Raw genomic sequence first — 11,791 nt, forward strand, 5'->3', positions numbered from 1 at the left:
GCGGAATGGTTCCGCCCGGCACGCCGGTCCGGGGAACATGGTCGCGGACGCCAAGGGCCGGGGTCGCACCGTTGTCGGGGGACGCGACCAGGCCACGCCATCCTGGGGGGATGCCATGAACACAGCCGCACGCGCACGGACGGCGGACAGGGGACGCGGAGTGCTGGAGGGGGCGTTCGCGCTGCTGGAAGCCTTGCGGCAGCACGGCGACGAGGTAGGGGTGACCGAACTGGCGGTTGCTTGCGGAGTGCCCAAGAGCACGGCTCACCGGCTGCTGGAGCAGTTGGTGGCCCTGGGGGCCGTGGAGCGCCGTGGCGTGTGCTACCGGCTGGGCGCGCAACTCTACCGGCTCGGGCAGGCGTGGCAGCCGCACCCGGGACTGCGTATGGCGGGACGTCTGCCGCTGCACCGGCTGAGAGCCGCCACCGGGGGCGGTGCGGTACTGGCGGTGATGCACGAGGAACGGGCTCTGACGGTCTGTTCGGTGCCCGGCCGGACGGAGCCTCTCGTGCCGGTCCGTAACGGTGAGGCGTTCTCGCTGGACACGGCGCTGGGCAAGGCGCTGCGAGGCCCGGTGCGCGGCGGCGTCGTCCTGGACCGGGAGGATGTGGTGGCGGGGGTCTGCTGCGCCGCGTTGCCGGTGCGGCTCCCGGCGGGGGCCGTGGTGGGGGCGGTGGCGGTGATGGTCGAGGCCGGCCAGAGGCTGGAGGTGATGGCGGACCGGGTCGCCGAAGCAGCCGCCGCCCTCACCCGTGCCTTGGGACGGTACGGGAACGAGGCGTGTCCGTGAGGGCGTGAGCGACCGCGTTCCGCTCAGCGGAACGCGCGTAGATGCGAGGCGATGACGCCGGGCAGGGTGGATGTGTGCCGGGATGGCACGGGTCTCGCGGGACAAGGCGGGGCCACCATCGCAATCAAGGGGGAATCAGCCATGCGTGGAATCGCTCGAGTGGCCACGGCCGCTCTGCTCTCGTTGGGCGGCGTCGCCGGATTCGCCGCGGCGGCCCAGGCCGAGCCGATCGACTACGTCCGCGTCGAACTGCTGGAGCTGACCTGTCACCAGCAGAGCGAGGGTGATCACGATGAGGCCTACCTGAAGATCACCGACGCCAACGGCAACGCGGTCAAGGTGTGGCCGGGAAGCCTCAAGTACCAGACGATGGGCCCGGGTTACGTCCGGTCGATGACCGACGGAAACGGCAACGCGGCCCTCGTCCTCGGCAAGCAGCAGGCGCGCACCATGACGCTGTGGGACTACGACACGACCAGCGGCGACGACAAGCTCGGTTCGACGCAAGTGACGGGCAGTGAGGCGGGTGCCGAGACCCAGTACCGCTCGCTCGAGGGGTCCGGCGGCGTCTACACCATCGCCTACCGGGTCATCGACATCTGACGGTCCCGGCGCCCTCGCGTCGACGGCCTGCCGGGCGGGTGCTCCTCACCCGCCCGGCGCCGGAACGCGCGCCGCCGTCGGCCGACGCCAACCTGCCCACATCGCGCGCGCCGCCGACAGTCTTCGCAGGCTGCTCGACTGGGCGCGCACCGGTGTGGAGACACCCCGGTAGGCGAGCATGGACGTCCGCGCCGCGGAGATCGAGGCCGGGGCAAGGTGGCCGGTCGCCGATCTGGTCGTCGACGTGGAAGACGGTGCCGACCGCTTCGAGGCGGCGGTACGCTCTCTGCCCCCGGTGGCCTGGCACGCCGAGGTCCGGATGCGCACCGGCGAGCTGCGCACGCCCGGCGAACCGAATCCCACCCGGCTGCGCGAACTGGAGATCCATCACGCCGATCCGGATGCCGGCTATGGCTTCTCGGACATCCCGGCCGAAGCCGCCCCGTGGATCATCGGGGACATCGCCGACGCACTCGCCCGACGACAGGACACCCCCGCGCTGCGCCTGGAGGCGACTGACAGCGGCTTCGCCCGCACTGTGGGGTCGGGCAGCGGCCCCACGGTCAGTGGACGCCAGGCTGACCTCCTCGCGTGGACGCGGCCTGCCCGCCGCGGCGTTGCGCCGTTCGCGCTCGTCGCGCACTGCGTGGACTGACCCGTAGTGAGCGGCCCTGAGGGCGTGCGGCTGGGCGAGCGGGCGACTGCCTGTCGCCGTAGCTCCGACGACGGGCGGAGATCACCCCGTACGGGTGATCCGGGCGGCCCCGCCGGTGCACGAGTCTTGTGGCGTCTCGCGCCGGCGTACCGATCGGCAGGCGAGCGGTGCCACGAGGAGGCGTCATGACCGTACCGCGTGACCCGGAGGCGTCCGGTGCGACGGGGGTCGTGTCCGACGGCACGGTGCCCGGCGCCGACCACGTGCCGGTAGGTGCCGCGGTCTCGTGGGTCTGGATCGTGGCGTCGGCGCTGGCGGCGCTGGTACCCGGGGTCATCGTGCTCGTCTGGCCGGGAGAGACCCTTCACATCCTGGCGGTCGCCGTGGGCCTGTACCTGTTGACGGCCGGTGTGTTCCGGTTCGTCACCGCACTCTCGCGCGAGGAGCCGGGCGAGCGGCTTCCTCGGCTGCTGGTCTCGGTGCTGTTCGTCCTGGCGGGAGTGCTGTGCCTGAGGCATCCGCTGCAGACAGTCGCGGCCCTGTCTCTCATCACCGGGAGCGTCTGGCTGGTGTCCGGCATGCTGCTCGCGCACACGGCGCTCACCGTCAGGGACCTGCCCCACCGTCCTCTGGTCGGCGGCGCCGCAGCGCTGGGCATCGTCGCCGGCATCGTGGTGCTGGCCCTGCCGTCCCAGTCGGCGACCGCCCTGACCCGGCTGCTGGGCCTGTGGCTCGTCCTGCTCGGCCTGGTCGAGATGGCCTACGCCGTCGCATGGCGTTCGGTGCTGCGACGAAGTCCGGGGCAACGTGCTCCCGAACGCACCGGCACCGTGTGATCGGCGTGACCGCGATCGGCGGGAACCCGCCGGGTCATGCGCCCGACGACCACGGGCACCACCGTCGGCGGCGTCCCCGTTCCGTCGCGACACCTCACCCCCCGCCGGCGGCGGCGTCACAGCGGCCCCCGCCGGCTCCCGGTCCCCGGCCGTGCCGGGCCAGAAGAAACGAGGCAGAAACATGACCGCGACACACTCCACCAGCTCACGCTCCACCAAGCAGGCGTGGGCCACCGGCCTGATGGCCTTCGCCGCCGTCATACTGGGCATCGCCGGACTGCTCGACATCTTCCGCGGCATCATGGGCATCGCCGAGGACGACGTCTTCGTCACCACGCCGGCCTACGTCTTCCGGTTCGACCTGACCGGCTGGGGCTGGATCCACCTGATCCTCGGGGCACTCGCCGTGATCGTCAGCCTCGGACTGTTCCAGCGAGCCACCTGGGCGCGCGTCGCCGGCGTCGCCATAGCCGCCTTCATCGTCCTCGCCAACTTCCTGTCCCTGCCCTACTACCCAGTCTGGTCCGTCGTGGCGATCGCCTTCTCGGGATTCGTCATCTGGGCCCTGTGCGTGGCCCGGCCCGAGGGGGACGCGCAGTCTCCCGGCACCGCGCGCCGCGCGCCGTGAGACGCAGGCTCGCGACGGCCGACAGGCACCACCCCAGCGGCATGGCACCGGCGAGCCGGGCGGAGGCGGCTGTGCGCGGGAAGGAGGAAGCAGCGGGCACGGCTGCCAGGTGCCACCACCCCGGCCGCCCGACGGGCAGCAGCACCGCGGGTCCCACGCTGCTGCACCGCAGTTCCCACGCGCATGGGCGTACCTGGCCCTGCTCGGAACGGCAGCGGCCGTCCTCGTGCCACTCGCCGGAACGTGAGTGATGGTCCGCGCCGTCCGCTGGCCGCCACCGAACAGCGCGGGCCATTCGATTCATGCCACCGAATCGAGCCGCCCGGTGCACGCCTGCCGGATCTTGCTGAGGTCATCCAGCACTTCCTCGCTCGCGGCCGCGTCACCCGTCAACGCTGCGATCACCCTGGAGGAAGACTCACATCACCTGCTCAGCCCAACATGCGTCAGGTTCACGCGGCTCCTACCGTGGATGAAGTAAACGGCCGACGCGTGAGGTTCCCGTGGTCGACGGATGACGTGTGTCGGCTTTGCACAGCACCGGAAGGCGGTCCGGACATGGCCACACGGTCAGACACCCCCGTTCTCGACACGCTCGCCGCTATGACGGTCGACTCGATCGAGCGCTGCGGCCTGGACGAGAGGACGTTCATTCTCACCCGTCTGGCCGCGCTCGCGGCCACGGACGCACCGGCGATCTCCTACCTCGCGCATGTCGATCCCGCCATGAAGGCCAACCTGACCGCCGAGCAACTGCAGGACGTTCTCGTCGCCATCGCCCCAGTCGTCGGCACGGCACGCGTCATGTCGGCCGCGACGCACATCACCCAGGCACTCGGCATCACCATCGCATTGGCCGAAGCCGAGGCCGAGGCAATGGCCGAGGCGGAAGCCCAGAGCCGGAACAAGCTTTGAGCGAGCTGTCTCGACTGTCCCAGGTCGGTACGTGCCTGTCCTCGTCGTAGCACGGGGGCAGCAGCAGCGGAACACGGCAACCGCCGTGAGGGCGAACGGACTGATGACTCGTCACCGACCTGGCCGAAGGACGGCGGGACTGAGCCACCGAGATACTTCAGGACGTGTCCGACGGCCGGTCCACGCGTGCCGTGCAGGCCGCGGCGAGCCAGGTCGCCGCAGGCCGCTCCCCCGCGGCGGGTGAGGCGGGACGCCCGTGCCTGGGTTGCCATGGAGGAGCAGCGGGGCGTGCGCCGGCCGGCCTACCGCCCCGCCTGCTCCGGCTGTGTACCTGAGCTGGACGACTCTGCGAGGTGGACAGCGTGAAGCACTGGCGGGCTCTGATCGTCCTCGGTACGGCGCAGTTCCTGATGGTCCTGGACACCTCCGTCATGAACGTGTCCATCACTCAGCTGGTGGAGGACTTCCACACGGAGGTCACCGCCATCCAGGCCGTCATCACGTTGTACGCGCTCGTCATGGCCGCGTTCATGATCATCGGTGGCAGGTTGGGGGACATTCTGGGGCGCCGCCGCATGTTCCTGCTGGGGCTGGTCGTCTATGGCGTGGGATCCGCCCTGACCGCTGTGGCACCCACGCTGTGGGTCCTCACGCTGGGCTGGTCCGTCATCGAGGGGCTCGGAGCCGCCATGGTGCTGCCGGCCATGGCCGCCCTCGTCGCGGAGTCGTATCGCGGGAAGGACCGAGCCGTCGCCTACGCGGTCATCGGCGGGCTCGCCGGCGCCGGGATCGCGGTCGGCCCGTTGCTGGGCGGCTGGGTGACGACATACCTGACGTGGCGGCTGGTCTTCGTCGGTGAGGTGGTGGTCGTCATGGCCGTCCTACTGTGCCGCCGGGTGATCGCGACGCCCCCTCCGGTCGGCCGACGCCCTCGATTCGACGTCATCGGCGCGGTGCTCTCCGCGGCCGGCCTGGGGCTCGGCGTGCTCGGGGTGCTGCAGAGCAGCACCTGGGGATGGGTGCAGCCGCGCAACCCGCCCTTCACCGTCCTCGGCTTCGCCCCGACGCTGTTCGTCATCGGCGCCGGGGTGGCCGTCCTGGCCCTCTTCCAGCACTGGGAGAAGCGGCGGGAGAACCAAGGCGTCGACCCCTTGGTGCACCTGTCCCTGTTGGGCAGACCTGTCCTGCGGTCCGGCCTGATGACGCTACTGAGCCAGAACCTCATCCTGCTGGGACTGTTCTTCACCATCCCGCTGTACTTGCAGGTGGTTCAGGGGTTCGACGCCTTCGAGACTGGCCTGCGTCTGCTCCCGGTGTCCGCCAGCATGCTCGTGACCTCCCTGTCCGCGTCGTCGCTGGGACGGGTATGGGGGCCGCGCCTGGTGGTCCGGCTGGCCCTGGTGACCCTGGCGGTGGCCATCGTGTGGCTGCTGGCCACGATCGACTCGGCCATCGACGATGCGCAGTTCGCCGGAGCCATGGCCCTGCTGGGGGTGGGCGTCGGCCTGCTCGCCTCGCAGCTGGGCAACGTCGTCCAGTCCGGCGTCGGTGAGGAGGAACGCAGTGAGGCCGGAGGGCTCCAGTTCACGGCGCAGAACCTGGGCTCCGCGCTGGGCACCGCGCTCATCGGGTCCATTCTGATCGGTGCACTCGCCCACGCCTTCACCACGCAGGTGGACGACAATCCCCAGCTGTCCGAACAGACCCGTGAACAGGTCGGTGTCGCCCTCGAGGCCGGGATCACCTTCGTCCCCACCGATCAAGTGCGCTCGGCGGCCGAGCGTGCCGGGCTACCGCCGTCCGAGGTCGACGCCGTCGCGGACTCCTACGCCTCCGCGCAGCTGAACGGCCTGAAGGCGGCGATCCTGGCCACCGGCGGCATCGCTCTCGCCGGTTTCCTGGTCACTCCGCACCTGCCGAGCGCCCGGGAAGGCCGTCGGCGGCCGGACACAGGGGCTCCGGCCGGGGCCGAGGGATCGGCGCGCTGAGTTCAGGGGAGTCACCGGTGTCCGAAACCAGAGCCACGACCGGCCGGGCCGCGGCCCACGCGGAGCACCGGGCCCACGCGGACTACACGGGCGGCGTCCACGGATCCATCACATGCTGGATGGTGTGGGCCGCGTTCGCCCCAGGTCCGGCGTGCGCCGAGGCCCGTGAGGCCGTGGGGGCCGGCCGGAGTGCGTGGTGGCGTCCCGCCGGCCCCTGGGGGTCCTCAGGCCGCCGGGCGCTTGGCGCGGGCGGTGAGGCGTTCCCAGTTGCGGTGGCCGATGTCGGCCTTCTGCTCGTCGGTGAAAGGCGAGTTCTCCAGGAAGGAGCGGGCTTCACCGTTACTGGTGTCGACGTAGGGGAAGCCGCCGGGACGGAAGCCGTAGGTGAAGGGGTAGTCGGTGGAGTACAGCATCCGGTCGGTGCCCATCACTTCGGCGGTCCAGCGCAGGTAGCGGGGGCTGTTGGTGCCGCTGCCGGCGACCCAGAAGTTCTGCTTGAAGTAGTCCGCCAGGGGTTGGCGCAGGCGGCCTGCTTCACCGAAGAAGCCGGTGTGGTCGAGGTAGAACAGCGTGACCTCGCCCCAGTGCCCGGCGATCACCTGCAGGTCGGGGAACCGGTCGAAGACCCCCGAGAAGATCATGCGCAGGTACTGGAGACCGAGGTCGTAGTACCAGCCGAGTCCGGCTCCGGCCAGAACGGGCCCCATGGGCTCGGGAAGATCGGAGTAGTAGGCGTCGATGACGGGCTGGACCGGTGTCTGCGGGTGGAAGTGCAGCGGCACGGCCAACCGCTCGGCCATGGCGTACAGCTCGTCGTTGTCCGGATGGTCGGCCGGCTTGTCCCCGGTACGCCCGTACAGCATGGCGCCGGGAAAGCCCAGCTCGCATATGGCGCGCTCCAGTTCGGCCGCGGCCGCGGCCGGCGACTGGGTGGGGATCGCGGCGAACGCCTGGAAGCGGTCGGGGCGGGAGGCGACGATCTCGGCAAGCTGGTCGTTGGCCTCGCGGGCCACCGCGACGGCGTCGGCCTCGGGCAGGTCCTGCACGCCCGGAGACGACAGGGACAGCACGGCGACGTCGATGCCCTGATCGTCCATGTGGGCCAGCCGCTGCTCCCCGACCTCGTGCAGGTTCTCGGCAATGGGGTTGTCGCCGAAGCCGCGAGCGGGGATCTGCGGCGATCCGGCTCGCTGGTACGCCGCGTAGACGGCGGGCACCACGACGGTCTCTTCCACCCCGATGATCCGCAAACGGTCAGACAATGGCTTCTCCTCGTACCGGTGTTTCCCATGGAAGACCCTTGACGTTATCATTGATAGTATCAATGGAATCGCGGCAGCAATAACGGCGATATCACCGGGGTTCCGGCGACGGTATCGTTGCTTCCATGCCTGTTGAACCGACCCGACCGACCCCTGCCCGGCGCGCCGCGGAGCCGGGCACCGCCGCACGGGAGCAGACGCGCCGCCGGATCATCGAGGCCGCGACCGGGCTGCTGGAGCGCGGGGGCCGCGACGCGGTCACCACCCGGGCGGTCGCTGACGCCGCCGGACTGCAGCCGCCGGCCCTCTACCGGCTGTTCGGCGACAAGGAGGGGCTGCTGGACGCAGTGGCCGAGCACGGCTTCACCCGGTTCCTGGCAGCCAAGCAGCAGATCGAACCCGCACCGCACGACCCGCTCAAGGAACTGCGCGTCGGCTGGGACACCGTGGTCGAGTTCGGACTGGCCAACCCCGCGCTGTACACGCTGATGTACGCCGAACCCGCCCGGTCCACGGCCGTCTTCCGGATCGGCCTCGAACACCTCATGGACAAGATCCGCCGCATCGCCGCCGCGGGTCTCCTGCGCACGGAAGAGGCACTCGCGGCCCAGATCGTCCATGCCACCGCCAGCGGCGCCATCCTGACCTGGCAGTCCGTCCCCGAGGCCGAGCGAGACCCCGCGCTCCTTGTCGCCCTGCGCGAATCGATGATCACCACCATCACGACCCAAGAACCGGCTGTGGAGGAACCGGGGCCGGGCGGCGCTGCCCGTGCCCTGCGCGCGGCGCTGCCGGGCCAGACCGCCCTCAGCCAGGCCGAACAGCAACTTCTGGTGGAATGGCTCCAGCGACTGTCCGCGTAGCCACTCCCCACGACCTGCCTCAAGCCCGTGATCGTCGGTGGGCCGATCCCGAAACCGCGGTCGCCGATGGCGGTGAGGACCAGGCCGAGCGGGTCCTCAACGCCCTCGCGGTACGTCCGACGGATGGGGTCGCGCTTGCCGCGGCACCATCCCGGGCGAGCCCTTGGCGGGACTCCCGCACGGTGAGCGAACTCGCCGCGCAACGCATGGGGAAGGACGCGGCCGTGCCGCCTTGCACCGCGGCGCGGGAGGGAGGCGTGCGAAGGGCCGGCGGTGAGGGACCGCGGCCGTCAGTGCGGTACCTCGTCAGCGCTGCGAGGCTCACGCCGTTCTTGCTGGTTGAGTCTGTGTCGTTGGATGAGGAGCGGCGGTAGACCTCTTTGCGGGCCCGCATGATGTTGCCGAGGGCGGCGTGTTCGGCGGTGGCCCGCCAGGGTGTGAAGGACAGTGAGTCCATCTTCTCCAGGTTCTCCGGGCCGGAGATGTCCTGCTGGGGGAGACGCGGCTCGGCCACGGTGACGGTCGGCGAGAGTCGCTCGGGCCACTCCACGGTGGTGTCATCCACCGGCATGCGTTCCAGGTCGGTGCGGAGCTGTACCTGGATGTCGAAGCTGTAGGGCCGCTCCCGCAGTTCGGCTTGCAGGGCGGGCCGGACGACTTCCGCCGCGGAGGCCGGATCGATGGTGCGCCGGACCACCGCGGCGGCGGCGTCCGGGTCGGCTCTCGAAGGCGCCGTCGCCCCCACATCTCCATCCTCACCACGCGAGCCTGGTCCCGCATCCTCACCCCTGGTCGATGCGGCCACCCGGGACGGCTCTCCGAGAACCGCTGCACCGGCATGCGCTGATCGATCTCGGGCGGCCGGACCCGAAGCACTCCCGAGGACAGCTGTGAGCAGGGCCAGGAAGATGGAAGAGGCGGAGACGCCGGCGTCGCCGTTCCGAGGTAGCGGCTTGCGCCGCGGCCGATCACGCGGCCGATCGTTCGTGCCGCACGGACGGCCCGCTCACCGCGGCTTCCGCCGCATCAGCACCGCTGGATCGTCATCCGGAGGCAACCATGGGCGCAGTTCTCGGTGACGTGCTCGGTTTCGCGGCGGCTGTCGCGGTCAGTCCCCTGCCGATCATCGCTGTCATCCTCATCCTCGCCACGCCTCGGGGCCGCCTGAACGGCGTGCTCTTCACCACCGGCTGGATCCTGGGTCTGTCGGCCCTGGGTGCGGTGATGCTGGCGGTCGCTTCGCCGGCAGGCGCCTCCGCCCACAGTCACCCCGCCACATGGGTGGGAGCGCTCAAGCTGGCCCTGGGCCTGTTCCTCGTCGTCTTCGGCGGCAGGCAGTGGCACCGGCGCCCGAAGGATCCCTCGCAAGCCCGGCTGCCGAAGTGGATGAGCGCGATCGACCGCCTCACGCCGGTCAAGATCTTCGCACTCGGACTGGCCCTGGCAGCGCTCAACGCCAAGAACGCGCCGTTGACCATCGCCGCGGGTGCCGCGATCGGCTCAGCGGGACTACCCGTCGGGCAGCAGATCGCATCGCTGGCGATCTTCGTGGTCATCGCCACCCTCGGCCTGCTGGCCCCGCTGGCGGTCTTCCTCCTCGGAGGAGAGCGAGCCAGGACCACGCTCAGTAACTGGAAGGAGTGGGCGGCTCAGCACAATGTCGCCGTGATGGCCGTGCTGTTCTTCGTCCTGGGGCTGAAACTGCTCGGAGACGGCATCTCGATCCTCACCTCCTGACAACCGAGGAACTGGCGAACCAGGTCAAGACGCCTTGGTCGTGCCGGCCGCCCGCAATCACGACGCCGCCCTGCTGAACGCCGGAGCACAGACCGTGCGCCGGGCGGCCGGTGAACTCGGCCGCATCCACCGCTACGCTCTGCCCGGCGGCGATCGCCTCACTCTGGCCCTCGGCGACGTCGTCCGGGTGCACACCAACGACTCCGGCTCTTGCCGCGGCGCCGATCCGGGATTCTGACCGATGGTCAACGGACTTCGATGGGCGCTGGTTCGTGCGTGCTCCGGGCCGGTGCATCATATGACCGCGCACCTACAGGCCAAGCCACCCGTACAGGCGCGGGTGCTGGGTTTCCGCCTGGCAAGGGTCATCGCCGCCCGAGCCGAACGCGGCGGTCGTACTGGACCCCTCAGCTTCGGCCGGGTCGTAGGTGGACCCGTACGGGTCGGAGGACAGTGTGAGGCCCCCGGTGGGGCAGTCCTCGCCGACCGGCTGCACGGCCCACCAGGCGAACAGGCACAGTCCCGCGACGGCGCCGAAGGTGGCGAGCCGTCGGCGCCGGGTCGATATGAAAGGCGAGGTCATCCCCGGATGGTACGGAACGGCATCGCGTCCGCCAGGGGGCCCCTGCCCTTTCGGCATTTGAACGAATGATGCAGCGGCCGCTGCGATCCTCTTAACCGTGGTGATCAAACTTCGATGACACGAACTCGCGTCCATCGCAGTTCGTTGACAAACGGTCAAGGTTCGATGACACAGGACAGCGGTCCACGGTCTCGGGCGCGGTCGAAGGACACAGAACGTGAACAAGGGATCTGATATCGAAATGGACGCGACCGGCTTCCCCGACGACCTGGTGCAGACGCAAGCCGCCTCGAACGCCACTCGCGACGCGCTCGCACGACCGACGACAGCCCCCGTTCGCACCGTAGGGTCGGAACATGTCGACCGACGACCTCCCGGCCCCCGCCGCTGGCACTGGCAGGACTGCACGGACGTGTCCAGCGCGGCGCCGACCAGGACGGCCAGGCCGATCAGGGTGCACCGGGCGGTCGAGTCGGCATCCAGCCGCTGGCCGGCGACGCTGTGCAGGTGCACCAGGCCGGGGAGTTGGACGATCGACGAGCCGGTGACGGTCGTGGTGTCCGCCATGAACACCACCGTGCCGACGGTGTTCACCCAGCCGGTGAGGAAACCGAGCCAGGGGTTGAGCGTGCGGCCCACCCAGCGCTAGCTGCTGCCGGCGTCCGGCTCGGCGGTGTGGGGTGGGGAAGTGCGAGCCATGAGACCGGGCGGGTCGAGACACGTCCATGCTGTTGTCATAAGGGTGCGACGGTGACCGCCCGGGAGTCCGGACTGCGGCTTCCCGGACGTCGGGTCAGCCGGGGGCGTGACAGGGCCCGGCGGACGGGATCGGCGTTGGCGGAGGCTGACGGCGGGCTCGGGCCCGGGGCGAAGCTGTTTTAGAGGTGGAAGCAGAGCGGGGTGCCGTCGCGTCGGCCGGTCGCGTAGGCCG

Annotated in this window: 14 protein-coding genes; 11 read left to right on the forward strand and 3 right to left on the reverse strand. The window is 70.3% G+C overall.

Going from position 1 to position 11,791, the window contains the following annotated elements:
- Window positions 1-115 precede the first annotated feature (115 nt).
- The 7 genes from ACH5A8_RS33525 (at window position 116) to ACH5A8_RS33555 (ending at window position 6,415) form a co-directional block, all read left to right on the forward strand.
- Window positions 116-790, forward strand: a complete 675-nt coding sequence (locus ACH5A8_RS33525; RefSeq protein ID WP_399007775.1) for a helix-turn-helix domain-containing protein — start codon at window positions 116-118, stop codon at window positions 788-790.
- 141 nt (window positions 791-931) lie between these two features.
- The gene (locus ACH5A8_RS33530) at window positions 932-1,393 is read left to right on the forward strand and encodes a hypothetical protein (RefSeq protein WP_399007776.1); all 462 of its coding nucleotides are present in this window, start codon (window positions 932-934) and stop codon (window positions 1,391-1,393) included.
- Window positions 1,394-1,571: 178 nt separating this feature from the next.
- Window positions 1,572-2,048, forward strand: coding sequence for a maleylpyruvate isomerase family mycothiol-dependent enzyme (locus ACH5A8_RS33535; protein WP_399007777.1), 477 nt, complete (start codon window positions 1,572-1,574; stop codon window positions 2,046-2,048).
- A gap of 185 nt (window positions 2,049-2,233) precedes the next feature.
- On the forward strand, window positions 2,234-2,884 hold the full coding sequence (locus ACH5A8_RS33540) for an HdeD family acid-resistance protein (RefSeq protein WP_399007778.1): 651 nt from the start codon (window positions 2,234-2,236) through the stop codon (window positions 2,882-2,884).
- A 181-nt stretch (window positions 2,885-3,065) separates the two neighbouring features.
- Window positions 3,066-3,512, forward strand: a complete 447-nt coding sequence (locus tag ACH5A8_RS33545) for a hypothetical protein (protein ID WP_399007779.1) — start codon at window positions 3,066-3,068, stop codon at window positions 3,510-3,512.
- A 558-nt stretch (window positions 3,513-4,070) separates the two neighbouring features.
- Complete coding sequence (locus tag ACH5A8_RS33550) at window positions 4,071-4,427, forward strand: carboxymuconolactone decarboxylase family protein (protein ID WP_399007780.1); 357 nt, start codon at window positions 4,071-4,073, stop codon at window positions 4,425-4,427.
- 362 nt (window positions 4,428-4,789) lie between these two features.
- On the forward strand, window positions 4,790-6,415 hold the full coding sequence (locus tag ACH5A8_RS33555) for an MFS transporter (RefSeq protein WP_399007781.1): 1,626 nt from the start codon (window positions 4,790-4,792) through the stop codon (window positions 6,413-6,415).
- A gap of 224 nt (window positions 6,416-6,639) precedes the next feature.
- Here the strand turns inward: ACH5A8_RS33555 and ACH5A8_RS33560 are convergent, their stop codons facing one another.
- On the reverse strand, window positions 6,640-7,677 hold the full coding sequence (locus tag ACH5A8_RS33560) for an amidohydrolase family protein (RefSeq protein ID WP_399007782.1): 1,038 nt from the start codon (window positions 7,675-7,677) through the stop codon (window positions 6,640-6,642).
- Window positions 7,678-7,802: 125 nt separating this feature from the next.
- On the opposite strand from ACH5A8_RS33560, the gene ACH5A8_RS33565 reads away from it, so the two are divergent.
- Entirely contained in the window at window positions 7,803-8,540 is a 738-nt protein-coding gene (locus tag ACH5A8_RS33565; protein WP_399007783.1) for a TetR/AcrR family transcriptional regulator, read from the forward strand.
- Window positions 8,541-8,559: 19 nt separating this feature from the next.
- Here ACH5A8_RS33565 and ACH5A8_RS33570 read toward each other — a convergent pair whose 3' ends face one another.
- On the reverse strand, window positions 8,560-9,285 hold the full coding sequence (locus ACH5A8_RS33570; protein ID WP_399007784.1) for a hypothetical protein: 726 nt from the start codon (window positions 9,283-9,285) through the stop codon (window positions 8,560-8,562).
- Between the two features lie 314 nt (window positions 9,286-9,599).
- Between ACH5A8_RS33570 and ACH5A8_RS33575 the strand changes: the two genes are divergently transcribed.
- A complete protein-coding gene (locus ACH5A8_RS33575; protein ID WP_399007785.1) occupies window positions 9,600-10,277 on the forward strand; it encodes a GAP family protein in 678 nt (225 codons plus the stop codon).
- A gap of 34 nt (window positions 10,278-10,311) precedes the next feature.
- Window positions 10,312-10,515, forward strand: a complete 204-nt coding sequence (locus tag ACH5A8_RS33580) for a hypothetical protein (RefSeq protein WP_399007786.1) — start codon at window positions 10,312-10,314, stop codon at window positions 10,513-10,515.
- Between the two features lie 72 nt (window positions 10,516-10,587).
- On the opposite strand, the gene ACH5A8_RS33585 is transcribed toward ACH5A8_RS33580, so the two are convergent.
- Entirely contained in the window at window positions 10,588-10,860 is a 273-nt protein-coding gene (locus tag ACH5A8_RS33585; protein ID WP_399007787.1) for a hypothetical protein, read from the reverse strand.
- Between the two features lie 412 nt (window positions 10,861-11,272).
- Here ACH5A8_RS33585 and ACH5A8_RS33590 point away from each other — a divergent pair, with 412 nt between their 5' ends.
- On the forward strand, window positions 11,273-11,509 hold the full coding sequence (locus tag ACH5A8_RS33590) for a hypothetical protein (protein WP_399007788.1): 237 nt from the start codon (window positions 11,273-11,275) through the stop codon (window positions 11,507-11,509).
- Window positions 11,510-11,791 lie beyond the last annotated feature (282 nt).

The sequence above is a fragment of the Streptomyces sp. NPDC018610 genome (assembly GCF_044391765.1).
GTDB lineage: Bacteria > Actinomycetota > Actinomycetes > Streptomycetales > Streptomycetaceae > Streptomyces.

Coding starts and splice junctions, on each gene's coding strand:
- ACH5A8_RS33525 (WP_399007775.1), top strand. CDS start 116: ATGAACACAGCCGCACGCGCACGGACGGCGGACAGGGGACGCGGAGTG.
- ACH5A8_RS33530 (WP_399007776.1), top strand. CDS start 932: ATGCGTGGAATCGCTCGAGTGGCCACGGCCGCTCTGCTCTCGTTGGGC.
- ACH5A8_RS33535 (WP_399007777.1), top strand. CDS start 1,572: ATGGACGTCCGCGCCGCGGAGATCGAGGCCGGGGCAAGGTGGCCGGTC.
- ACH5A8_RS33540 (WP_399007778.1), top strand. CDS start 2,234: ATGACCGTACCGCGTGACCCGGAGGCGTCCGGTGCGACGGGGGTCGTG.
- ACH5A8_RS33545 (WP_399007779.1), top strand. CDS start 3,066: ATGACCGCGACACACTCCACCAGCTCACGCTCCACCAAGCAGGCGTGG.
- ACH5A8_RS33550 (WP_399007780.1), top strand. CDS start 4,071: ATGGCCACACGGTCAGACACCCCCGTTCTCGACACGCTCGCCGCTATG.
- ACH5A8_RS33565 (WP_399007783.1), top strand. CDS start 7,803: ATGCCTGTTGAACCGACCCGACCGACCCCTGCCCGGCGCGCCGCGGAG.
- ACH5A8_RS33575 (WP_399007785.1), top strand. CDS start 9,600: ATGGGCGCAGTTCTCGGTGACGTGCTCGGTTTCGCGGCGGCTGTCGCG.
- ACH5A8_RS33585 (WP_399007787.1), bottom strand. CDS start 10,860: ATGACCTCGCCTTTCATATCGACCCGGCGCCGACGGCTCGCCACCTTC.